This window comes from Achromobacter maghribensis, assembly GCF_057334215.1.
Window position 1 is genome coordinate 14,097 of the sequence record NZ_JBHFII010000023.1, and the last position, 21,046, is coordinate 35,142.

A 21,046-nucleotide genomic window follows, 5' to 3' on the forward strand; every position below is an offset into this window, starting at 1 on the left:
CCCCCGGCGATCTGAACCGAGCGCGCCTCAGGATTCCGAGGCGGCCGTCTTGCGCGGCTGACGCGCGCGCGTTGCGGTTTTGCCTGCCGTCTTGCTGGCCGTCTTGGCCGGCGCCTTGGTGGCCGTCTTGCTGGCCGCGTTGGTGGCTGTCTTGCTGGCCGTCTTGGCAGCGGCATCGGGAGCCGCTTCAGCTTGCGGCGCGGACGCCGTCCCTGTCTTGGCCGGTTCGGCAGCCGCAGCGGCCTGCGACGTCCGGGCCGTCTCGCGTTCGCCGGTCTTGGCCGCAGCCGTCTTGGTGGCGCTGCGGCTGCGGGTGGCGGCGCGCTTGACCGCCGGGGCGGCCGGCGCCTCTTCAACCGTCCTGGCCGGGGCACCGGCGAACGGGTCCGCTGCCTTGGCGGGTACCTTCCCGGCGGGCTCGCGGCGGGTTTCCACGGCAGGTTCGACAAAGGTCCATTCGGCGATGTCCACGGCCGGAATCGGCTGGCGTGCCTGGGGCAACGGCGTGGGCATGGGAGGCAGTCGCGAGGCCTGGACCGGCTTGGGGGCCTGCGCCCGGGCCAACGCGTCCGCGCGCATGGCTTCCAGCTTGGCCGCTTCCTTCGCCAGTTCCTCGGCAGTTTGCTTATCGGCTTGCGCCTGTTTTTCAGCTTCGGCCCGTTTGTTGGCTTCGGCCTGTCTGTTCGCTTCGGCCTGTTTTTCGGCGTGAACAAAGGTCCCGGACGGTGCCGCGGGCGGCATGGCTACCCCGGCTTGCGTCGCCAGGGGCACCGTGACCGGCTCATCCGATGCCACGTCGGACGTAGCGGCAATGGCGGCTTCGGCAACGCCCTGCTCGGCATGCTGGCTGGCGCCTCGGCCCGACTTGCGGCCACCGCGCGATCTGCGGGAAGGACGGGGATTGGCTTCCTCAGGCGCCGCGCCTTCTTGCGCGCCCTCTTGCGCGTCGTCGGCATCGACCTCGACATCGGCGTCCGCCGCCGGCGCCGCCTGGCGGCCCCGCGCGAATCGCGATCCGCCGTTGCGGCCTGCGCGGCCTGCGGCAGGCGCGCTATCGGCGCTGTCTGCGCCGTCTGCGCTGTCGCGATACACGTAGGTGCCGGACTTCTCTTCACGGCCGACTTCCAAAAAGCCGCGCGACTGCGCCTCGTCCAGCAGATTGCCGAAGGCGCGGAAGCCGTAGTACGACTCGTTGAAATCCGGTTTGCGGCGCTTCAGCGCGTCCTTCAGCGCCGAGGCCCAGATCTTGCCGCTGTCGCCGCGTTCGGCCATCAGCGCTTCGAATGTCTCGACGACCATTTCCACGGCCTGGGTCTTGCGGGCTTCGAGCTCTTCCTTGCGGCGGCGCTGTTCGTCCGGCGTCCGACGCTGGCCGGCATTCGCGCCGCCCCGAGTGTCGCGTCGCGCATCGGCGGTACGCTGGCCTTCGCGGGCCAGATCGTCATAGAAGATGAATTCGTCGCAATTGGCGATCAGCAGGTCGGACGTGGATTGCTTCACGCCCACGCCGATCACCTTCTTGTTGTTTTCGCGCAGCTTGGACACCAGCGGCGAAAAATCGGAATCGCCGCTGATGATCACGAACGTGTTGACGTGCGACTTGGTGTAGCAAAAGTCCAGCGCGTCCACGACCAGCCGGATATCGGCCGAATTCTTGCCCGACTGGCGCACATGCGGAATCTCGATCAGCTCGAAATTGGCTTCGTGCATGGGGGCCTTGAATTCCTTATAGCGTTCCCAATCGCAATAGGCCTTCTTGACCACGATGCTGCCCTTGAGCAGCAAACGTTCCAGCACGGGCCGGATGTCGAACTTCTGGTACTTGGTGTCGCGCACACCCAGCGCTACGTTCTCGAAGTCGCAGAAAAGCGCCATGCTGACGTTTTCGTTGGGGGTATTCATGGGGTTCTCCAATGCTGCGGCGGCGATAGGGCTGACCGCCAGATACCGCTCATGATATACATATCCGGCTACATCACCTTCAGCGCCCCTGCCAGCCCGTGCCGTGGCGCACCCGGCACACACCATGACCTACCCCGCCCTGACCACCGCCCGCCTGACGCTGCAGCCGCTTGAGATGGACGACGCCGAGCCCATCCAGCGCATCTTTCCCCAATGGGAGGTCGTGCGTTTCCTGGCGGATCAGGTGCCGTGGCCCTATCCGGACAACGCCGCCGGCGACTACATCGAGCATGTGGCGCTGCCCGCCATCCGCCGGGGCGAACAATGGCATTGGACCGTACGCACGCTGGACGCTCCCGACCGCCTGATCGGTGTTGTGAGCCTGATGGACGACGACTCCGGCAACAATCGCGGCTTCTGGCTGGACCCCGCTCACCACGGCAAGGGCTACATGACCGAAGCCAGCGAAGCCGTTACGTCCTATTGGTTCAATGTGCTGGGCAAACCGTTGCTGCGAGCGCCCAAGGCCATCGCCAACACCGGGTCGCGCAAGATTTCCGAGCGCAGCGGGATGCGCATCGTGGGCGTCGAAGAACGCGGTTTCGTCAGTGGCCGCCAACCGGCCGAGATCTGGGAGATCACCCGCGACGAATGGCTGGCCCGGCATCAGCGCCAAGCCTGACGCCTTGAATCTGCCCCCATTTCCTGCCCCCGCGGCAAGGGCCGGCTAACAGGTTAAGCCGGCGCTTACCGGCCCTTTCGCCCTGCTTTCCGACGGATTGACCGCGGCGGCTCCTGGCTAGAATTCCCCGAAAATCCAGCATTCCGCGCGCGGAGTGCCTTCCCTTTCGGGCAAGATCCATGAATCCGTCTTCCGTCATCGGCGCCGTCGTCGGCCTGCTTACCCTGCTTATCGTCGTCGCGCTGTCCGCCACCGACGCCAGCATGTACTTCAACCTGCCGGGCCTGGCTATCGTCCTGGGCGGCACCTGCGCCGCCCTGTTCATTGCCTACCCGCTTGCCGAAGTGCTGCGCATCTTCAAGCTGGTGCGCACCGTGTTCCGTAACGATCAGCACGATCAGCAACGCGACATCGAAGAACTGGTGGCGATGGCGCAGCTGTGGATGAACACCGACGTCCACAAGGTCGAGCAGGAACTCAAGAAGGTCTCGAACCCGTTCCTGCGCACTGGTGTGCAGTTGATCATCGACAACACCCCGGAAGACCAGATCATCGAAGTGTTGCAATGGCGCGTCGCCCGCCTGCGCGCCCGCGAACAGGCCGAAGCGCAGATGTTCCGCGTCATGGCCACCTTCGCCCCTGCCTTCGGCATGCTGGGCACGCTGGTCGCCCTGATCAACCTGATGGCCGTGCTGGGCGACGGCAGCATGACGATGATCGGCAAGCACCTGGCGGTGGGCCTGATGACGACCTTTTACGGCATTCTGCTGGCCAACCTGGTCTGCAAGCCGATCGCACTCAAGCTCGAGCGCCGCACCGCACGCCGCGTCGAGTCGATGAACATGGTGCTGCAAGGCATCTCGATGATGTGCGAAAAACGCGGCCCGGCCGTCGTGCGCGAGACGCTGAATTCCTTCGTCATGCACGTCGAAGACGAAATCCACGACGGCGGCGTGGCCGCTGCGACCCCGCCCAAGCCCAAGGCCGAAGGCCAGGTCAAGCCCGCCGTTCAGCCCGTGTCCATCACCCGTCCGGCGGCCGCGCGCCAATGAGCCTGATTTCCCCTTCGCTGGCGCAGCGGATCGAGCAGGCCCGTCAGGCCCAGTTGCGCGCCCAGAAAGCGGCGGACAACAGCGGCTGGCGCCCCAGCCAGACCGACCGCAAGGACCGCTACGCCCGCTGGCACGTCGAAGAGACCGTGGAGCAGGATGCCGAAAACTGGCTGCTGAGCTATCTGGATCTGATCACCCTGCTGCTGGCTATGCTGGTGGTGATGCTGGCCGTGGCGCGTCTGCACGGCCAGGCCCCCGCCGCGTCCGATACGCCGGTGGAACTGGTGGGCACGCTGGCCACCAGCGGCCTGCCCAAGTACGACGGCGAATACGCGGAATTCGACACGACGCCGATCCCGGCCAGCTGGGCGGAACCGCCCGCCGAAGCGCCCACCGCCGAGGCCCCGGCCGCCGACGAGGGCGTGAAGGTGGCCGACGCCGCCCCGCCGCTCAAGGCGCCTTCCAAGGAATCCCTGGGCCTGGGCGACCTGGGCAAATCGGTCGATGTGATCATTAATGAGCAGTCGGTCAGCTTCCGCATCAGCAACGAACTGCTGTTCGCCTCGGGCCAAGCCACGCTCAGTCCCGCCGGCCTGGATGTCATCAAGCGCCTGGCCGCGATCCTGACCAAGAACGAATACCAGGTGTCGGTGGAAGGCCACAGCGACCCGGTGCCGATCCAGACTCGGCAATTCGCGTCCAACTGGGAACTGTCCAGCAGCCGCGCCACCAGCGTGCTGCGCGAACTGGTGCGCGACGGGGTGTCCGCCCAGCGGCTGCGCGCCGTGGGCTACGCCGAAACCCGGCCCATTGAATCCAACGACACTCCCGCTGGCCGCGCCGCCAACCGGCGCGTCGAGCTGATCATGGACATCGCGCCGAAACAGGCCCCCGCCCAGGAAGCGCAAGCCGCGGTCAAGGCCGTTGCCAAGGCGCCCTGAACGGGGCGAGTCGGCGGCGGCCGGGGACGGCCCCGCCGGCGCGAACGCCACGGCCCGCCGGATCGATTTTCCGGGAAGACTGACGTAAGCTCTCCGGAACCGCCATCGTGAGCCGAACCGGAACCCTCCCCATGTCCTACCTCTTGCTGATCGTCGAACCCGTGGGCCAGCGCGCGCAACGCACGCCCGAGGAAGGCCGCGACGCCTATGCGCAAATGGTGCGCTACGCCGAAGGCTTGAAAGCGCGCGGCCTGCTGACGCAGGCCGAGTCCCTGAAATCCGAATCCGAAGGCGTGCGCCTGCAAATCCGCGACGGCGAACGCACGCTGGTGGACGGCCCCTATGCAGAGGCCAAGGAAATGATCGGCGGGTTCTTCCTGCTGACGTGCGACACCCGCGAAGAGGCGCTGGCCCTGGCCGCCGAATGCCCGGCCGCGCAATGGGCGACGGTCGAGGTCCGCGAGTTGGGCCCGTGCTTCATGTAGGCGTCCCGCCTGGCGAAACGCTCCATCAAGCAACGCCTGGGCAAACCCGCCCGACAATGCCGGGCCGGCCTTGGCTTACCGGGTCAGCAGTTGCCTTTCTTGGCCTGTCCGGGCGGACAGAAGCCGCCGCGGCCGCCACCGCCGTCGTGGGGATCGATCACCACCGAACCGCTGGGCGTATATACGGCACAACCAGAAAGCAAAATGGCCGCCAAGGCCAGACCACACAACATTCTCATATCAATACTCGCTTGGATAAAGACGCTGCGAGTGTAGGAGAGGCGCCTGCAACCAGGTCCGGCTGTTCGTAACAGACTGCATTACCGTTCCGGCGCGGCCCAGAACCTGGTATTTACCCTAGGCCTGAAAATTCTTTGTCGATCTGACGTCATCCCGTTCGTCGTCCCAGTACAAGCCCGAATCTCAACCCGGTACCTAACCCGGAACCCAGGCTGCGATGTCCAGACCCCAGGAGAAACTCAGATGCGATTCATGATCATCGTCCGCGCCACGCCCGACAGCGAAGCCGGCTTGATGCCGGAAGAAGACCTGCTTGCCTCGATGGCAACCTATCACGAAGCGCTGGCCAAGGCCGGCGTGCTGCTGGACGCCAACGGATTGAAGCCCTCGTCCCATGGGTGGCGCGTGCACTACGACGGTGGCCAGCGCACGGTGGTGGATGGCCCCTTTGCCGAAACCAAGGAATTGATCGCCGGCTACACCATGATCCAGGTGCGCTCGCGCGAAGAAGCCATGCAGTGGGCGCTGCGCTTTCCCGAGCCTTTCATCGGCCAGCCTTGCGCCATCGAAGTGCGCCAGCTGTACGAATTGGAAGATTTCGCGCCCAGCAAAGCCGTGGACCGCTTTCGCGACATTCCCGGCGCCAGCCACTGACCCCAACCGGAGCACGACGATGCACAAGCAGATCTACATCAACCTCGCTATCGATGACATGCAGAAGTCCCAAGCCTTCTTCAAGAGCCTGGGCTTCACTTTCAATCCGAAATTCACCAACGACCAGGGCGCCTGCATGGTCATCGGCGACAACATCTACGCCATGCTGCTGACCAAGGACTTTTTCCAGGGTTTCACCGACAAGCCGCTGGTCGACGCGGCCCAGGCCAACGAAGTGCTGATCGCCCTGTCATGCGAGAGCCGTGCCGAAGTCGACGGCCTGATTGCCCGGGCGCTGGCCGCCGGCGCCACCACGCCGCGCCCGCCGCAAGACCATGGATTCATGTACGCCCATGCCTTCGAAGACCTGGACGGCCACATCTGGGAACTGGTTTACATGGAACCCGAAGAGGCCGCCGCCGCATGAGCCTGACGGAGACCCATCGGGCCATCGAGGCGGTCTGGCGGATCGAAGCCGCCAGCGTCATTGCCGGCGTCGCGCGGTTGGTGCGAGACGTCGGCCTGGCCGAAGAACTGGCGCAGGACGCGCTGGTGGCCGCCCTTGAACGCTGGCCCGACACGGGTGTGCCGGACAACCCGGGAGCGTGGCTGATGACCACCGCGAAGAACCGTGCCCGCGATCGCTTGCGCCTGGACGCGCTGCACACCCGCAAGCACGATCAGATCGGCCACGAGCTGGAGGCATTGCAGGCTGACGTAGAGCCTGATTTCGTGGATGCGCTGGATGCCGCCCGGCAGGACGACATCGGCGACGACCTGCTGCGCCTGGTCTTCACCGCCTGCCATCCGGTGCTGTCCACCGAGGCTCGCGTGGCGCTGACGTTGCGGCTGCTGGGCGGGCTTTCCACGGCCGAAATCGCCCGCGCCTTCCTGGCCTCGGAATCCACGATCGCCCAGCGCATCGTGCGGGCCAAGCGCAGCCTGACGGCAGCCAAGGTGCCTTTTGAAGTCCCCCGCGAACAAGACCGTGGCCCCCGCCTGGCTTCCGTGCTGGAAGTCATCTACCTGATCTTCAACGAGGGCTATTCGGCGACGTCGGGCGACGACTGGATGCGCCCGGCGCTGTGCGACGAAGCATTGCGCCTGGGCCGCATCCTGGCCGAACTGGCGCCCGGCGAAAGCGAAGTGCATGGCCTGGTGGCGCTGATGGAACTGCAGGCGTCCCGCCTGCCTGCGCGCACCGACTCGCAAGGCCGGCCCGTACTGCTGATGGAGCAGGACCGCGGCCGCTGGGACCCCTTGCTGATCCGGCGCGGGCTGGCGGCGCTGGCGCGGTCAGCCGCGCAAGGCGGCGCCTTGGGCGCTTATGCGTTGCAAGCGGAACTGGCCGCGTGCCACGCGCGCGCCCGCACGCCCCAGGAAACCGATTGGCCGCGCATCGTGGCGCTATACGACGCGCTGGCGCAGGTCAGGCCGTCGCCGGTGGTGGCGTTGAACCGCGCCGTCGCCGTCGGCATGGCGTTCGGCCCGCAGGCCGGGCTGGACCTGGTTGACGCGCTGTCGGCTGACCCCACGCTGGCCAACTACCATTGGCTGCCCAGCGTGCGCGGCGACCTGCTGGCCAAACTGGGCCGCCACGCCGAGGCCTATGCGGAATTCGAACGCGCCGCCGGCATGACGCGCAACGCGCGCGAACGCGAACTGCTGCTGGCGCGCGCCCGCGACATGCAAGTGCAGCATCCGCCTTCCAACAAAGACTGACACGCGCCCCCTTAGCGAGAAATTCGGCGCACATAAGCGTCGACGACCCAACCTCCCGCAGGGCTACCCCGCATGCTTAAATCACAGGCATGTGCCCCGATCCCGCAGCTGCTTCCATGCCGGGCGCCCCCGTCCTGGCGGGCGTGCCGGCGGCGTTCGATCATCCCAATGACCGCGCCGAATTCCGCCATGCCGCCCACCAGCCTGGCGTAGAGCTGTACCGCGCGCACATCGTGCGCCACGCCTTCGAGCCTCACACCCACGAAGCCTACGGCTTGGGCGCCATCGAATCCGGCGTCGAACGGTTCCGCTACCGGGGCGCGGATCACCTGGCGCCGTCCGGGTCGGTCGTGCTGATGAATCCTGATGAATTGCACACCGGCCGCGCGGAAACCGATACCGGCTGGCGCTACCGCATGGCCTATATCGATCCGGACGTGGTGGCGCGCGTCACCGGCGAATCCGGCTGGTGGTTCGACACGGCCGTCGGCCATGACAGCGCCGGCGCGCAGCGGGTTACCGCGTTGCTCGACGCCTTGTGGCAAGCACGCGAACCACTGGCCTTCGACAGCGCCCTGTATCTGCTGCTGGCCGAATTCCGCCGCCACGCGCAAGTGCCGCGCGCCACGCCGGACGAAGGCGCGCAGCGCTTTGCGCCCGTCATCGACTATCTGCGCGCCCACCTGTCCCGCCGCCTGACGCTGGAAGAACTGGCGGCCGTGGCGGGACTGAGCCCGTTCCACTTCCTGCGCAGCTTCCAGGCACAGCACCACGCAACGCCGCAACAGATGCTGATGGCGCTGCGGCTGTTCGAAGCCAAGCGCCTGTTGGCGGCCGGTGTCGAACCTGCGCAGGTGGCGCTGGCCGCAGGCCTGACCGATCAGGCGCACCTGACCCGCGCGTTCTCGCGCCGCTACGGCGTCACGCCCGCCCGCTACCAAAAGCAAGTCCGCAGCTAGCCGCCCCACCGCAATCTGGTACAAGACCCGCCCGCCCGGGCGTGGCTAGACTGCCTGCATTGATCATCTGGAGCGATGTATGTGGGCGGGAACCCTGTATGCCCTGGCCGCCGGCCTGATGTGGGGGCTGGTATTCGTGGGGCCCCTGCTGTTGCCGGAATATCCGGCCGCGCTGCAATCGGTAGCGCGCTACCTGGCGTTCGGCCTGATCGCGCTGCCGCTGGCGTGGCTGGACCGCCATCGGCTGCGGCTGTTGACCCGCGCCGACTGGATCGAGGCCCTGAAGCTGGCCGCCATCGGCAACCTGCTGTACTACCTGTGCCTGGCCAGCGCCATCCAGCGGGCAGGCGGCCCTGTTCCCACCATGATCATCGGCACGTTGCCCGTAGTGATCGCCGTCTGCGCCAACCTGCGCAATGCCCGCCGCGACGGCAAACTACCGTGGAAGCGGCTGGCGCCGTCGCTGGCCCTGATCGCGCTGGGCATCGGCTGCGTCAATCAGGTCGAACTGCAAGCGCTGCGCCAGGACGCCGATGCCGATCTGTCACGCTATGCCGTCGGCGCGCTGCTGGCGCTGGGCGCCGTCGCCTGCTGGACCTGGTATCCGTTGCGCAACGCCGATTGGCTGCGGGCGCATCCCGACCGCAGCCCCCGCACCTGGGCCACGGCCCAGGGCGTGGCCACCCTGCCCCTTGCGCTTGCGGGCTACGCCTTGCTGTGGGGCGGGATGGCCGCCACGGGCAGCGGTTTCGCCATGCCGTTGGGGCCGCGCCCGGAGGTGTTCCTGGGCCTGATGATCATCATCGGCCTGTTCGCGTCCTGGCTGGGCACGCTGTGCTGGAACGAGGCCAGCCAACGGCTGCCCACCGCATTGGCCGGCCAACTGATCGTATTCGAAACACTGGCGGCGCTGGCCTACGCCTTCATCCTGCGCGGCACGATGCCCGAACCGCTGACGATGGCGGGTATCGCCTGCCTGGTGGTTGGCGTGCTGCGCGCGGTGCGCGTCAAGCCGGAACCGGTGCCCGTAGCGGTCTGATCGAAGCGGTCTGATCGAAGCGGTCCGATCGAAGCGATCCGATCAAAGCGCCCGGCCACCGCCGCCGGCTACAGCAAATCGGGCAATTGGCTCAGATCGTCGATCACCTCGGACGCGCCTTCGGCCAGCAAGCGCTGGCGCTGGTCCGGCCCGTTGTGCGATGCGCCCACGTAGCCCACGGCCCGCATGCGCGCGGCGCGGGCGGCGCGCACGCCCGGCACGCTGTCTTCAACCACCACGCAGTCCAGGATGGCGGTGCGCATCTGGCGCGCCGCGAACAGAAAGACGTCGGGCGCCGGCTTGCCTTTGGCAACCTGTGCCGTGCTGAACACATGGGGCGCGAAGGCGTCCCACAACCCCACCAGCTTCAACGCGGCTTCCAGCTTTGGCGGCGTGCTGCTGGAGGCCACGCAAAGCGCCAGCGCGCGCGCCCGCAGCGTCGCCAGGGTCTCGTGCACGTGGGGCAACGCGCGCAGCTCTTGCCGGAACGTGGTTTCCAGGCGGTCGGCGTATTGCCGCGCAAAGCCGTCGGGCAAGGTGCAGGCGTTTTCCACTTGCAGCGTTTGCCACATGTCGACGTCGGGAATGCCGGCAAACCGGCGGGCGGCGTCTTCCGGGGTGATGGCGATGCCGTGTTCGGCCAGCGCGCGCGACTGGGCGCGCGCCGCGATGATTTCGCTATCGATCAATACGCCGTCGCAATCAAAGATCACGAGGCGGGTGGCAGGCGTGTGCATGGCGGCTCCAACAGAATCGACCTCCATGATAGGCCTGCTTCATGACGCTGCGCCAACCGCCTTTCGGCGGGTGGCGCCAAGCCGGCTACAAGCGCGCGGCGCGCACCCTGCGCAAGCAAACGGCAATGGCCACCCCGCCCAAGCCGGCCGCCAGCACGACGTACGACGCCGAGGCCCAGCCGTAGCGGTCGATCACCCCGCCCACCGTGACCGGGCCGATGACCTGCCCCAGGTTGCTGCCCTGCATCACCAGCCCCACCGACGCCGCCGTCAACGCGGGGCGCGGCGCCACCAGCGGCGCGGTGCCCAGCAGGGTCGCGGGAATCAGGCCGCCCACCGCGGAAAACAGCACGCACAGCAGGAAGGTTGGCATTGCCGGCAACACCGACCGGAAGATCAACAACGCCACCACGCCCATCGTCACGCTGGCGGTGGCGATCAGCGTCGACCGCCGCCAACCGCGCGCCAGCAGCATGCCCGCGCCCAGATTGCCGATGATGTTGGCGGCGCTGGCGATCGCGCTGTACAGGCCTGCCTGCGCCAGCGTCAGCCCCAGTTGCTCCATCAGCAGCACCGGCAGGAAGGTGAACAGCGCAAAGAACATCACGCTGTACAGCGTGAACGACAGCGCCAGCAGCACCGGGCCGGCCGCACCCAGCGTATCGGCGGTGTCTTGCCGCAAGCCGCGCCATGACAGGCTGGCGCTGCCCGGGGTGGCTGGCGCCAGCGCCGCCACGCAGGCCAGCGCCACCAGCACCGCGGCCCCCGCGCACCACCAATACGCCTGCCACTGGTCGAAGGCCTGCGAGGCCAGCATCGCAACCGCCATGCCGGCGGGCATATAGCAGCTCCAGAGCGCAAAGGCGAAATCCCGGTTCGACGCCGAGACCATGCGCTGCAAGGCGGCCGGCCCGGCCACCGTGATCATCAGAAAACCCAAACCTTCGATTACGCGGGATGCCAGCAGGACACCGTAGCCCGGCGCCGTGGCGCCCGCAGCCGTGCCCAACGCCGTCGCCACCAGGCCCAGCAACAGCATGCGGCGGGCGCCGAAGCGGGCGATCACGCCCCCCGCCGCAATTCCGCCAATCACGCCCAATATCGAAAACACCGCCGTCAGCGTGCCGATCGACGCCAGATCCAGCCCCATGTCCTGGCGCAGCAGCGGCGCGGCGATGATGACCTTGCCCACCTGCAACGACGCCACCACGCCCGCGCCCACGATAGCCAACACCCCGGCCCAACGGGTTTCACGCTGATTCATCCCAACCTCTCTTCCCATGCGATGGCGACAGCATGCCTGCTGGCGCCGATCCTGATAAGTGATAATCTTTTGATAAGACCGATCGATTGAATAGATCAGCCAGACGATGATAGATGCCCTGACGCTGGATCAACTGCGCGTGTTCGCCGCCGTTGCCGATACCGGCAGCTTCCGCGCCGCCGGACGCAGCCTGTCGCGCGTGCAGTCGGCGGTCAGCCACGCCATCGCCACCATGGAAGGACAATTGGGCGTGACGCTGTTCGACCGCAGCGGCCGGCGGCCCGTCATGACGTCCCAAGGCCAGGCGCTGCTGGCCAATGCCCGCGACATCCTGCTGCGCGTGGACGCGCTGCGCGCACGGGCGCAAGGCCTGGGCGAAGGTGTCGAGCTTGCGCTGTCGCTGGTGGTAGACACGCTGTTTCCCATCGCCACGGTCGGTACCGCGCTGAATGTCATGCGCGCCGCTTACCCCAGCGTCGCCACCCGCGTGTCGGTCTTGCCGCTGGGAGGCCCCATCGATGCGTTGCTGAGCGGCAGCCACACGCTGGGCATCATCGCCGGCGAACATTTCCGCCACCCCCGCATCGCCGTGCAGGCGTTGTCCTCGGTGCAGATGGTTGCCGTGGTTGGCGCCGCCCACCCCCTGGCCCGTCGGCCGCCGGCCGATGCTGCGCTGGGCGCGCCCGAGCTGGCCGATCACTTGCAGATCGTGCAGTCGGACCCATCCACCCTGACCGAAGGCCGCGACTTCGCCGTGTTGTCGCCGCAGACGTGCCGCGTCAGTGGCCAGGACACCAAGCATGCGCTGATCCTGGCGGGCGTGGGTTGGGGCCGCCTGCCGTTGTGGCTGGTGGAACGCGATTTGGCCGAAGGCCGGCTGCTGCGCCTGCCCACGGACAGCCTGGGCCGCGCCAGCCAGGTCGCCACCGAAACGTACCTGGCGCATCGCGTCGATCTGCCGCTAGGGCCCGCGGCACGCGCCCTGGCGGCGGCGTTGCGGGACGCCGGCTAAGTGGTTTTGGGCGCTTGCGCATAGCTCACGCCCATGCCTGCCCGCACGTCATTCTGAATGCCGTAAGGCGCAATCGGATAACGCAACCCGTTGGCCGCCAACGCCTTCATGCCCGCGATCGCCACCGGCAAATAGCGCGGCGGCAACGCCATCAGCATTTCTTCGTCGGGCACGCCGCCATAGCGGCGCTCGGCGAAACAGGGCAATGACAGGCTGGGCTCGCCCGTTGCCAGCGCGCGGCCCCAGGAATCCGCACAGGCCGTCTCGCCCACCACGCTCCAGTCAAATCGCCGATAGTTCTTCCACTGCAAACCATTGATCAGAATGATCATCTGACCCGGCGTGGCGTACACCAGGCAGATGTCGGGCGGGTCCAGCCGCCCCGAGGCCAACGGCGACACCACCAGCCCCCGGTACTTGCCCGCCGGCACACAGGACAGCGCCTCCTGGCGCGCCCGCGCATCGGCCTCGGTCGCATGCCAGACGCCGACGTAATCCTTGCCGCTTTTCCAGGCTTCGTCCTGCGGGCCCAGGCCGACCACCGCGCGGCATTGCGAGCCAACAAGGTCGTCTCCGGTAATGCCCACCGTCCAGCCCAGCCGCGCCGCCATGCCGACGATCTGGTCAGTCGTGTGCGTGGCCTGCGGCCGCCGCAAGCCGCTCACGCCCGCCATGGCGGCTTCGTCCTCGAACAACTTCATGCCGATGACCGTGGTTTTCAGCCGCAGCAGCTTGTTCAGGTCGTCGACCATCGACGCCCAGTCAAGGGGCGTGTCGTGCGTTGTCTCTTCCATTCCCGTCCTTTGGACTGTTGTGCGCGGCAATGCCGCGTTGGATGCTTGGCGATTTTACGTATTTACCCGCTTCATCAGGTACTTCGGCGATTCCTGGTACCCCTGCCGGTAGTAAAACCGGTGCGCGTCGGTTCTACGTTCATGGCAATGCACCTCGATGCGGTCGCAGCCGCGCGAGCGGGCCAGCTCTTCGGCCGCCGCTTCCAGTTGCCGCCCCACGCCCGCGCTGCGCGCCTGATCGCCGACGCAGAAATACGTGATGCGGCAAAAATCGCCGGGCAGCGCCAGCTGGATCATGAAATGCAATCCGATGAAGCCCAGCAAGGTGCCCGCCTGGTCTTCGGCGACCAGCAGGCAGGCATCGGGGTGAGCCGCCAGTTGCGCAATCTTCTGCGGCACAAAGGACGCCGTGCCGGGGTAATCCAATTGCGTCAGCAATGCCGCGATGGCGGCGCTGTCCTCGGTCATGGCGGTGCGGATCTGCATGAGAGCTTCCAGTCGGTGTCAAAGAAAGCGGGCAAGCGTATGACAGCACCGTGTCCGCGCCATGACAAGCGCGGCGGCCCACCGGCGCGGCCTACCCCGCCTTGTCATCCCGCTGCAACATGGCGAACAACGCCCGGACCGGTCCACTGTCGGCCGCCTGCCCGGACGCCGCCAGGCCGAAGGACCGGTACAGCGGTGACGCCAGCCGCAACACCCGCAAGCCGCGCCGGCTTTCCGGCAAGGTCAGTGCAGGCACCAGCGTCACGCCCAGGCCGTCGCGGACCAGGGCGAACGCGCTGGCCCAATCGCGGACCGAAGCCCGCACGTCCGTGATCGCCAAGCCGGCATCTGCGGCCAGGGTTTGCGCATGCACGCTGCATCCGCCGGTGGCCAGCACGAACGGTTCAGCCGCCAGCTCCGCCAAGGCGATGGCGCCGCGGGCGCGCGCCAGGGGATGCGCGGCGGGCAGCACGGCCATCCATTCATCCTGCCCCAAAGGACAGACTTGCCGGCCCGGCGCAGCATTCAGCACGACGCCCACGTCCACGGTACCTGCGGCCAGCAGCGTTTCGACTTCATCGTCGGTGGCTTCCAGCGATATCACATCGATCTCGGGGTGCAGTTGCCGGAAACGGCGCAACACCGGCGGCAGCACGGTCGAGAACACCATGGGGAAACTGGCCAACCGCAGCGTGCCGCCCGCGGCGCCCCGTGCCTCGCGCGACAACGTCTGGATGCGATGCAGCGCGCCCAGCATGGTCCGGGCTTCGTCCGCCACCCGCAGGCCCAGCGCGGTTGGCACGGTCTGTCGGCGCTCCCGCGTGAAAAGCGGCGCGCCCAATGTGTCTTCCAGCTGCGCGATCGCCTGGCTGGCGCCGGACTGGGTCATGCCCACCTGTGCCGCGGCGTGCGTGATGTTGCCAGCGTCCACCACCGCCAGCACCAGCCGCCAATGAATCAGGTTCATCATGGCATTACCTTTGCTTATGGCTTATTTCTTGAAAAGTAATTTTACCCATGCCAGGAATGGCTTCAAGCTGGGCGTCCCGTTGCCTCAAGAGCCCACCCATGAAGCTGTACTACGCCCCGCACACCTGCTCGCTGTCGCCCCATATCGTGCTGCGCGAACTGGGCCTTCCGTTCACGCTGGTGCGCGTGGACAACCAGACGAAGCGCACCGCCGATGACGGTGACTTCCTGGCGATCAACCCCAAGGGGTACGTCGCTGCGCTGGAACGCGATGACGGGCAGGTGCTGACCGAAGGCCCCGCCATCGTCCAGTATCTGGCCGACCAGAAGCCCGAAGCCGGGCTGGCGCCCCCCAACGGCAGTTGGGCCCGCAGCCGCCTGCAAGAATGGCTGAACTTCATCAGCGCCGAAATCCACGGCGGCTTCGGTCCGCTGTTCAACCGCGACCTGCCGGCCGCCGCCAGGCTCTGGTGGCAGACGCGCCTGGAAAAGCGCCTGGACTATACGGCGCGCCAGCTGGACGGGCGCCGATATCTGCTTGATGAGCGCTTCAGCGTCGCCGACGCCTATCTGTACACCGTGCTGCGCTGGGCGGTCTTCTTCGACATCGACCTGGCCCGCTGGCCAGCCCTGGCGGCCTATATGACCCGGATCGGCGAGCGGCCCAGCGTGCAGGCGGCGCTGGCGGCCGAAGGCGCTACCAGCGGTACGTGACGCCGGCCATCATGCTTCGCGCCTTGCCGTAATAGCAACCGAAGGAATAGTTGCAGCTGGACACGTAGGTCTTGTCGAACAGATTCTGCACGGTCAGGCTGGCGACCAGACCGCCCAAGGAAGGCGACAGATGCGCCAGGTCGTAGCGCAGCGACGCATCCACCACCGCAAAGGACGGCGTGCGGAAGGTGTTGGCCGAATCGCCGTAAGCCGTGCCCGTCCAGCGCACCCCCACGCCCACCTCCATGCCCCCCAGCACCTCGCCGGGCAATCGGTAGTTGGTCCAGAGGCTCGCGGCCCAGGTCGGCAGTGCGGCCAAACGTTTGCCGGCGTTGTACGAACCCGGCGTCGAACGGGGGTCCAGGTAGGTCAAGCCCGCGATCACATCCAGGCGTTCCATCGGCTGCGACTTGATTTCCAGTTCAACGCCCTTGGACCGCACGCCACCATTCTGGACTTCGTAGCCGGGATGGTCGAAGTCCTCGGAAGACATGTTCTTCTGCCGAATCTCGAACGCCGAAAGCGTGATCAGCGTGTCGCTGTCCGAGGGCTGATACTTGACGCCCACCTCCACCTGCTTGCCCGTGGTGGGTTTGAAAGACTCGCCCTCGTAATTGGTGCCGACCACCGGCAGGAACGATTCCGAATAGCTGATGTAGGGCGCCAATCCGTTCGCAGCCACATAGGCCAGGCCCACGCGCCCGCTGAACGCGCTGTCATTGCGGCGGGTCCGGGTGCTGGCCACCAGATCCTGGTTGTCGATCTTGGCCCAGTCGTAGCGGCCGCCAAGCGTCAACACAAAATTGTTTAACTTGATCTGGTCTTGCAGGTACAGCCCGACCTGGCTGACGCTGTTGTCCCATTGCGTGGTCAACTCGGTATCCGGCTGCGCCACGTTGTAGTCGGGGTCGTACAGATTCAGCGGCGTCGCCGCATAATTGTTGTAGCCCGTGTATTTACGCGAGAAATGACGGTAGTCCAGACCAACCAGGACCGTGTGGTCCAACGCGCCCGTCTTGCCCTTTAGCTCCAGATTGTTGTCAATACTCAGCACATTGTTGTGCTGCCCCCAATCCAGCTTGGTCCGGCTTGCCTGGCGGTAATCGGTATTGCCATCGGCATCCTGCACAAAGCGGTTCAGGTAGAAGCCACGGTAGTTGTCGCGCACATCCACGAAGCGGATCGTCTGGCGAATCGCGGCTTGCTCGGAGAACTTGTGGGACAGGTCCGTGCCCACGACATACTGACGGCGGTAGAAATCGTTATATCCGGGCTGCCCGGTAAAAATGTCGCGGTCAATCCGCTTGCCGTCGGGTCCAGCGAACACCGTGCCGATCGCGGGCAGAGGCCTGTCTCTTATACACGCCGCCGTCGCGCTGCAATTGCGTGTACAGCGTCAGCGACGTCGCGGCGCTGGGCCGCCACGACAAGCTGGGCGCGATCAACAGGCGCCGGCTTTCCTTGTAGTCGGTCTGTTCATTGCCACCATTGGCCACCGCCGTTACGCGGTACAACAGCGAACCATCTTCGTTGGCGGGTCCGGTCAGGTCCAGGTTGCTTTCCACCCGGCCATAGCTGCCCACACCCATCCGCACTTCCCGTAGCCGCTCTTCGGACGGCCGTTTGGATACCAGATTGATCAAGCCGCCGGGCTGGTTTTGGCCATACAGCACCGACACCGGCCCCTTCAGCACTTCCACCCGTTCCAACAGATACGGATCAATCTGCAGCGCGCCGCCCAAGCTGCCCGCATACGGCAGATACGTACCGTCCAGGTACAGCGGCGCCGGGGCGAAGCCGCGCGAGTCGACCTCGTCGGCGATCATGTTGGCATCGGTGTAGCCGTTGACGTTGACACCCGGCGTGTAACGCAGCGCCTGGGCAACCGTGGTCGCCCCGCGCGTCGAGATTTCCGCCGCGGTCACCACATTCACCGTCTGGGGAATTTCCAGAATGGAGGCATCGGTCTTGGTTCCCGTGGCGCTACGCTTGGCTGCGACGCCCGGCACCGGCCCCCAAGCGTTTTCGGTTTGCCCCAGCACGCGGACGGGCTCCAGAACGGCGGCGCCCGGCACGGCAGGCGTGCGACGCAGCCGGTAGGCTCCGCTTTCCTCCGCTACCGCGTCCAGGCCCGTGCCCGCCAACAACGCCGCCAGCCCATCGCGCACGCCGTACGTGCCGCGCAATCCCGGGCTGTTCACATCGGCAACCATAGCCGGCTCCGCCCCCACCATCACGCCCGAACGGCGCCCGAACTCCAGCAACACTTGGCGCAACGATCCCGCCGCGATGCCGTATTGCTGCCTGGCATCCAACACCTGGGCGTGGGCGGGCTGGGCTGGCGCCAATGTGGACAGCAGCGCGCCGGCGGGCAGGCCGAATGCGATATGGCACAACCAGCGGCGCGCGGGCGACAGCGTTGTGGGCGTCGCGCGGCGACGGCGGGGATGATGCGGCATGAGGCGATCCTTGTGAACGTTAGCAATGGACAACCCTGCCCAATGAGGCGGCTGTCTCACTGTCTAATGCTCGAATCGCAAAATGGTGCCGGCCTGTTACAAAATAACCGTGCACTGCCGTCATGGCCCGACCGTCACCCAATACGCGGTGCGGCGATGCACCCGCACGGGCAGGATCCGTTCCATCAACCGCAGGACCTTGTCAGTGTCCTGCACCGGGAATGCGCCAGTAATCCGAAGATCGGCCACGGCGGGATCGCATCGCAAAAAGCCGCGCCGGTAGCGTCCGAGTTCCGCCAGGAAATCCTGCAATCGCCAATCGTCGGCGAACAGCATGCCGCTGGTCCAGGCGTCGGCATTGGCGGGGCTGGGTCGCACTGCGTCCACGCCGTCACGGTCGAACGCCGTTCGTTCCCCGCGGTTCAACCGCAGCTCCGTGCCGCTCGACCGCGTCTGGATACGCACGGCGCCCTCCAGCACGGCCACATGGGTCTGCGCTTCTTCACCCAGTTGGCGCACGGTAAAGCGCGTGCCGATCGGGCTGATGAAGCCACTGCGCGTCTCGACGATCATCGGCCTGCCCAAGGCGTCCTGGCCGGACTCGATATGGATCTCGCCCTCTACCAGAACGATGCGCCGCGCCCGGGCGTCGAAGCGCGTATCGACAGCGCTGCGGGTATTCAGCATCAGACGCGTGCCGTCCTCCAGCGTCAGCAGACGGCGTTCGCCAACGCCTGAACGGTAAGCAGCCGTCCACAACCGCCACGGCGCGGGTTCGCCCGTGGCCATTACAAGGCCCCCGGTGGCGGATACGCCAAGCAACGCGGCAAGCAATCGTCGACGCCCAGCCTGAGAGCGGCTTACCTGCTCGACCACCTGGCTTGCCGCCGCACTCGGTAGCTTGGCCGCGTGCTCCTCAAGCGTCTGTGCCATCGCCGCCACGCGCTGCCACGCCAGTTCATGATCGGGGTTCGCCGCCCGCCACGTTTGCCAGCGCGAAAGGTCGGCCGGCGTCGGGTCGCATTGCAGGCAGATCAGCCAGTCCGTTGCCGCCGCCACCACGGCGGGCCGGCTGCGCGGCAACGAGGACGTCGACAGGGAAGACATGCGCCGGGCCGCCTACGCGTACATCACGCTGAAACAGCGCTGCAGGGCTTTGGACATGGTCTTCTTCACGATATCCAGCGAGCAGCCCATACGATGTGCGACGTCCGGATACGAAAGCCCTTCCAGTTGCGCCAGCAGGAAGATGCCGCGGGTACGCGCATCCATGCCGTCCACCAGGCGGCAAAGTTCAACCAGCGTTTCAACCACGATCAGGCGCGACTCGACCGAGGGTTCGCATGGTTCGCCACGCGCGGCCAGCACGTCCAGATATGCGGCTTCAATGGCGCCGCGGCGATGGTGGCGAAACAACAGACGCTTGGCGACGGTGGTCAAATAGGCCCGGGGCTGCGCCAGGATGGGCTGCGAATCCACACCCATGATGCGTTCGAAGGTGTCGTGCGCCAGATCGGCCGCATGGTCCGAGCCGCCGAGGCGGCGCCTGAGGAAACCGAGCAGCCAGCGATGGTGTTCGACATACAGCGTCTGGATCGCGTCGTGCGCGGGGATGGCGGGAACGGGGTCGGACACGACGGGGGCTCGCTGCGTAGTTTTTGATAACAAGAATTAATCGCATTCTATTCGAGGTCGCCTCGCCCCGCTACTCGGCATTCCCCCGTTTGCAACACTCCCCGCCACGGGCTCAACGGAAAGCGTCGACCCCGCGCATCAGCGCCTGCGCCATTCTGGGCTGCCGCAGTTGCTCCAGCCACCATTGCAGCGCCCTGCCCTCATGCCCGCCCCGCCACGCCAAATACAGCAGATTCGGCTCGCGCGGCGTCTCGGTCTGCTTTTCCACCAATTCGCCGCGTGCAAGCAAAGAGGCCACACGGTGGCGTGGCACCCATCCCACGCCCAGGCCCTCGCGCTGCGCGAGGATCTTGGCGCGCATGCTGGGCACGGCAAGCACCGCTTGGCCGCCCACCCGGCCATAGCCGCGCGCGGACACGCCCCGCGACGTGTCCGCCACCACGATCGCACGGTGCTGCTGGATCTGGTCCTGGCGCAAGGGCGCTTTCGCCTTGGCCAGCGGGTGGCGGCGCGATACGGCGAATAGCCATTCCATTTCGCCCAGTGCCGCCCACTGCAGATTCGGTATGGACTGGGGTTCGTTCGTGGCCCCCACGATCAGGTCGGCCCGGCCTTCCCGCAGCGCTTCCCAGGTACCACCCAGCACCTCGTGCGTGAACCGCAGCGTCACGCCGGAATCCAGCCCGTCGAACGCCTGGATCAAGGGCGACATCAATTCGAATTCTAGGATCTCGTCGCTGACGATATGCAGCCGGTCCTCCCAGCCACTGGCCACCTGCTTGACGCGTTGGGTCAGGCGCGACACGTCAAGCATTACCCGGGCGGCCTCGTCCGCCAGCAACCGACCTGCCGGCGTCAATTGCAAGCGGTACCGGCGGCGGTCGAACAACAGCGCGTCGAACCGTTCTTCCAGTTGCCGCGCCGCGTGCGATACCGAGGATGGCGCGCGCCCCAGTTTCACCGCCGCGCGCGACAGGCTGCCGCTGTCGCGTATGGCTTCCAGCAGCGCCAGCTCATTGACCGTCAACATGTGCGATTCCTTCGAACGTGTTCGTTCAAAAGATCGTACGACAAAGGGCTGCCTTCGGCGCACTATGGCTACACCTTATCGAACGACTCCCAAGGAGATCACCATGAACCGTTTTGAACAGAAGACCGTTTTGGTCACCGGCGGCACGAGCGGCATCGGCTTGGCGGCCGCCCAGGCTTTCGCGGCGGAAGGCGCCCGCGTCATCATCACCGGACGCGACGCCGCCACCCTGGAAACCGCACGCGCCACCCTGGGCGCGGGGGGGGGGGG

22 protein-coding genes and 1 pseudogene are annotated in these 21,046 nt (G+C 66.5%); 12 read left to right on the forward strand and 11 right to left on the reverse strand.

Annotated elements, in window-relative coordinates; genetic code table 11:
- Positions 1–27: 27 nt before the first annotated feature.
- Entirely contained in the window at positions 28–1,902 is a 1,875-nt protein-coding gene (locus tag ACE039_RS09550; RefSeq protein ID WP_485822217.1) for an NYN domain-containing protein, read from the reverse strand.
- A gap of 124 nt (positions 1,903–2,026) precedes the next feature.
- On the opposite strand from ACE039_RS09550, the gene ACE039_RS09555 reads away from it, so the two are divergent.
- The 9 genes from ACE039_RS09555 to ACE039_RS09595 all read left to right on the forward strand — a co-directional run bounded on the left by ACE039_RS09555 (position 2,027) and on the right by ACE039_RS09595 (position 9,676).
- The gene (locus ACE039_RS09555; protein ID WP_448710418.1) at positions 2,027–2,584 is read left to right on the forward strand and encodes a GNAT family N-acetyltransferase; all 558 of its coding nucleotides are present in this window, start codon (positions 2,027–2,029) and stop codon (positions 2,582–2,584) included.
- Positions 2,585–2,763: 179 nt separating this feature from the next.
- Positions 2,764–3,636, forward strand: a complete 873-nt coding sequence (locus ACE039_RS09560) for a motility protein A (protein ID WP_448710378.1) — start codon at positions 2,764–2,766, stop codon at positions 3,634–3,636.
- Complete coding sequence (locus tag ACE039_RS09565) at positions 3,633–4,577, forward strand: OmpA/MotB family protein (protein ID WP_485822218.1); 945 nt, start codon at positions 3,633–3,635, stop codon at positions 4,575–4,577. The genes ACE039_RS09560 and ACE039_RS09565 overlap by 4 nt, the downstream gene beginning before the upstream one ends.
- 131 nt (positions 4,578–4,708) lie before the next feature.
- Entirely contained in the window at positions 4,709–5,062 is a 354-nt protein-coding gene (locus ACE039_RS09570; protein ID WP_105556765.1) for a YciI family protein, read from the forward strand.
- 483 nt (positions 5,063–5,545) lie between these two features.
- Positions 5,546–5,956, forward strand: coding sequence for a YciI family protein (locus tag ACE039_RS09575; protein ID WP_448710383.1), 411 nt, complete (start codon positions 5,546–5,548; stop codon positions 5,954–5,956).
- 19 nt (positions 5,957–5,975) lie between these two features.
- Positions 5,976–6,383, forward strand: coding sequence for a VOC family protein (locus ACE039_RS09580; RefSeq protein WP_448710385.1), 408 nt, complete (start codon positions 5,976–5,978; stop codon positions 6,381–6,383).
- Positions 6,380–7,678: an RNA polymerase sigma factor gene (locus ACE039_RS09585; protein WP_485822219.1), complete on the forward strand. Its 1,299-nt coding sequence runs from the start codon at positions 6,380–6,382 to the stop codon at positions 7,676–7,678. Before ACE039_RS09580 ends, ACE039_RS09585 begins: the two co-directional genes overlap by 4 nt.
- A gap of 116 nt (positions 7,679–7,794) precedes the next feature.
- Positions 7,795–8,637, forward strand: coding sequence for an AraC family transcriptional regulator (locus ACE039_RS09590; RefSeq protein ID WP_448710388.1), 843 nt, complete (start codon positions 7,795–7,797; stop codon positions 8,635–8,637).
- A 79-nt stretch (positions 8,638–8,716) separates the two neighbouring features.
- Complete coding sequence (locus tag ACE039_RS09595; RefSeq protein ID WP_448710390.1) at positions 8,717–9,676, forward strand: DMT family transporter; 960 nt, start codon at positions 8,717–8,719, stop codon at positions 9,674–9,676.
- A gap of 68 nt (positions 9,677–9,744) precedes the next feature.
- Here ACE039_RS09595 and ACE039_RS09600 read toward each other — a convergent pair whose 3' ends face one another.
- Together ACE039_RS09600 and ACE039_RS09605 are read right to left on the reverse strand one after the other, a co-directional pair.
- Positions 9,745–10,413, reverse strand: a complete 669-nt coding sequence (locus ACE039_RS09600) for an HAD family hydrolase (RefSeq protein ID WP_485822220.1) — start codon at positions 10,411–10,413, stop codon at positions 9,745–9,747.
- 85 nt (positions 10,414–10,498) lie between these two features.
- Positions 10,499–11,677 (reverse strand): MFS transporter, encoded by a 1,179-nt coding sequence (locus ACE039_RS09605; protein ID WP_485822221.1) that lies wholly within the window; start codon positions 11,675–11,677, stop codon positions 10,499–10,501.
- A gap of 106 nt (positions 11,678–11,783) precedes the next feature.
- Here ACE039_RS09605 and ACE039_RS09610 point away from each other — a divergent pair, with 106 nt between their 5' ends.
- A complete protein-coding gene (locus tag ACE039_RS09610; protein WP_448710394.1) occupies positions 11,784–12,689 on the forward strand; it encodes a LysR family transcriptional regulator in 906 nt (301 codons plus the stop codon).
- Here ACE039_RS09610 and ACE039_RS09615 read toward each other — a convergent pair.
- The 3 genes from ACE039_RS09615 to ACE039_RS09625 all read right to left on the reverse strand — a co-directional run bounded on the left by ACE039_RS09615 (position 12,686) and on the right by ACE039_RS09625 (position 14,939).
- Positions 12,686–13,483 carry a DUF169 domain-containing protein gene (locus ACE039_RS09615; RefSeq protein ID WP_485822222.1) on the reverse strand — a complete coding sequence of 266 codons (798 nt, stop codon included), beginning with the start codon at positions 13,481–13,483 and terminating at the stop codon, positions 12,686–12,688. The genes ACE039_RS09610 and ACE039_RS09615 overlap by 4 nt on opposite strands.
- 54 nt (positions 13,484–13,537) lie before the next feature.
- Positions 13,538–13,969, reverse strand: a complete 432-nt coding sequence (locus ACE039_RS09620; protein WP_485822223.1) for a GNAT family N-acetyltransferase — start codon at positions 13,967–13,969, stop codon at positions 13,538–13,540.
- A 91-nt stretch (positions 13,970–14,060) separates the two neighbouring features.
- On the reverse strand, positions 14,061–14,939 hold the full coding sequence (locus ACE039_RS09625; protein ID WP_485822224.1) for a LysR family transcriptional regulator: 879 nt from the start codon (positions 14,937–14,939) through the stop codon (positions 14,061–14,063).
- A gap of 98 nt (positions 14,940–15,037) precedes the next feature.
- On the opposite strand from ACE039_RS09625, the gene gstA reads away from it, so the two are divergent.
- Positions 15,038–15,652 carry a glutathione transferase GstA gene (gstA, locus tag ACE039_RS09630; protein WP_485822225.1) on the forward strand — a complete coding sequence of 205 codons (615 nt, stop codon included), beginning with the start codon at positions 15,038–15,040 and terminating at the stop codon, positions 15,650–15,652.
- On the opposite strand, the gene ACE039_RS09635 is transcribed toward gstA, so the two are convergent.
- The 5 genes from ACE039_RS09635 to ACE039_RS09655 form a co-directional block, all read right to left on the reverse strand.
- On the reverse strand, positions 15,636–16,979 hold the full coding sequence (locus tag ACE039_RS09635; protein WP_485822226.1) for a TonB-dependent siderophore receptor: 1,344 nt from the start codon (positions 16,977–16,979) through the stop codon (positions 15,636–15,638). The two genes, gstA and ACE039_RS09635, sit on opposite strands and share 17 nt — an antisense overlap.
- Positions 16,948–18,111, reverse strand: a complete 1,164-nt coding sequence (locus ACE039_RS09640; RefSeq protein ID WP_485822227.1) for a TonB-dependent siderophore receptor — start codon at positions 18,109–18,111, stop codon at positions 16,948–16,950. Before ACE039_RS09640 ends, ACE039_RS09635 begins: the two co-directional genes overlap by 32 nt.
- 120 nt (positions 18,112–18,231) lie before the next feature.
- On the reverse strand, positions 18,232–19,218 hold the full coding sequence (locus tag ACE039_RS09645; RefSeq protein ID WP_485822228.1) for a FecR domain-containing protein: 987 nt from the start codon (positions 19,216–19,218) through the stop codon (positions 18,232–18,234).
- 12 nt (positions 19,219–19,230) lie between these two features.
- A complete protein-coding gene (locus ACE039_RS09650; protein WP_313463808.1) occupies positions 19,231–19,746 on the reverse strand; it encodes a sigma-70 family RNA polymerase sigma factor in 516 nt (171 codons plus the stop codon).
- A gap of 112 nt (positions 19,747–19,858) precedes the next feature.
- Positions 19,859–20,776, reverse strand: a complete 918-nt coding sequence (locus ACE039_RS09655) for a LysR substrate-binding domain-containing protein (RefSeq protein ID WP_485822229.1) — start codon at positions 20,774–20,776, stop codon at positions 19,859–19,861.
- A 103-nt stretch (positions 20,777–20,879) separates the two neighbouring features.
- Here ACE039_RS09655 and ACE039_RS09660 point away from each other — a divergent pair.
- Positions 20,880–21,046, forward strand: a pseudogene (locus ACE039_RS09660) (SDR family NAD(P)-dependent oxidoreductase); the annotation flags it as partial.

Bases quoted from the DNA above. Each gene is read 5' to 3' on its own strand.
- ACE039_RS09595 (WP_448710390.1), top strand. From the start codon at position 8,717: ATGTGGGCGGGAACCCTGTATGCCCTGGCCGCCGGCCTGATGTGGGGG.
- ACE039_RS09590 (WP_448710388.1), top strand. From the start codon at position 7,795: ATGCCGGGCGCCCCCGTCCTGGCGGGCGTGCCGGCGGCGTTCGATCAT.
- ACE039_RS09615 (WP_485822222.1), bottom strand. From the start codon at position 13,483: ATGGAAGAGACAACGCACGACACGCCCCTTGACTGGGCGTCGATGGTC.
- ACE039_RS09655 (WP_485822229.1), bottom strand. From the start codon at position 20,776: ATGTTGACGGTCAATGAGCTGGCGCTGCTGGAAGCCATACGCGACAGC.
- ACE039_RS09570 (WP_105556765.1), top strand. From the start codon at position 4,709: ATGTCCTACCTCTTGCTGATCGTCGAACCCGTGGGCCAGCGCGCGCAA.
- ACE039_RS09645 (WP_485822228.1), bottom strand. From the start codon at position 19,218: ATGTCTTCCCTGTCGACGTCCTCGTTGCCGCGCAGCCGGCCCGCCGTG.
- ACE039_RS09575 (WP_448710383.1), top strand. From the start codon at position 5,546: ATGCGATTCATGATCATCGTCCGCGCCACGCCCGACAGCGAAGCCGGC.
- ACE039_RS09600 (WP_485822220.1), bottom strand. From the start codon at position 10,413: ATGCACACGCCTGCCACCCGCCTCGTGATCTTTGATTGCGACGGCGTA.
- ACE039_RS09620 (WP_485822223.1), bottom strand. From the start codon at position 13,969: ATGCAGATCCGCACCGCCATGACCGAGGACAGCGCCGCCATCGCGGCA.
- ACE039_RS09555 (WP_448710418.1), top strand. From the start codon at position 2,027: ATGACCTACCCCGCCCTGACCACCGCCCGCCTGACGCTGCAGCCGCTT.
- ACE039_RS09550 (WP_485822217.1), bottom strand. From the start codon at position 1,902: ATGAATACCCCCAACGAAAACGTCAGCATGGCGCTTTTCTGCGACTTC.
- ACE039_RS09565 (WP_485822218.1), top strand. From the start codon at position 3,633: ATGAGCCTGATTTCCCCTTCGCTGGCGCAGCGGATCGAGCAGGCCCGT.
- ACE039_RS09585 (WP_485822219.1), top strand. From the start codon at position 6,380: ATGAGCCTGACGGAGACCCATCGGGCCATCGAGGCGGTCTGGCGGATC.
- ACE039_RS09625 (WP_485822224.1), bottom strand. From the start codon at position 14,939: ATGATGAACCTGATTCATTGGCGGCTGGTGCTGGCGGTGGTGGACGCT.
- ACE039_RS09610 (WP_448710394.1), top strand. From the start codon at position 11,784: ATGATAGATGCCCTGACGCTGGATCAACTGCGCGTGTTCGCCGCCGTT.
- gstA (WP_485822225.1), top strand. From the start codon at position 15,038: ATGAAGCTGTACTACGCCCCGCACACCTGCTCGCTGTCGCCCCATATC.
- ACE039_RS09580 (WP_448710385.1), top strand. From the start codon at position 5,976: ATGCACAAGCAGATCTACATCAACCTCGCTATCGATGACATGCAGAAG.
- ACE039_RS09560 (WP_448710378.1), top strand. From the start codon at position 2,764: ATGAATCCGTCTTCCGTCATCGGCGCCGTCGTCGGCCTGCTTACCCTG.
- ACE039_RS09640 (WP_485822227.1), bottom strand. From the start codon at position 18,111: ATGCCGCATCATCCCCGCCGTCGCCGCGCGACGCCCACAACGCTGTCG.
- ACE039_RS09605 (WP_485822221.1), bottom strand. From the start codon at position 11,677: ATGAATCAGCGTGAAACCCGTTGGGCCGGGGTGTTGGCTATCGTGGGC.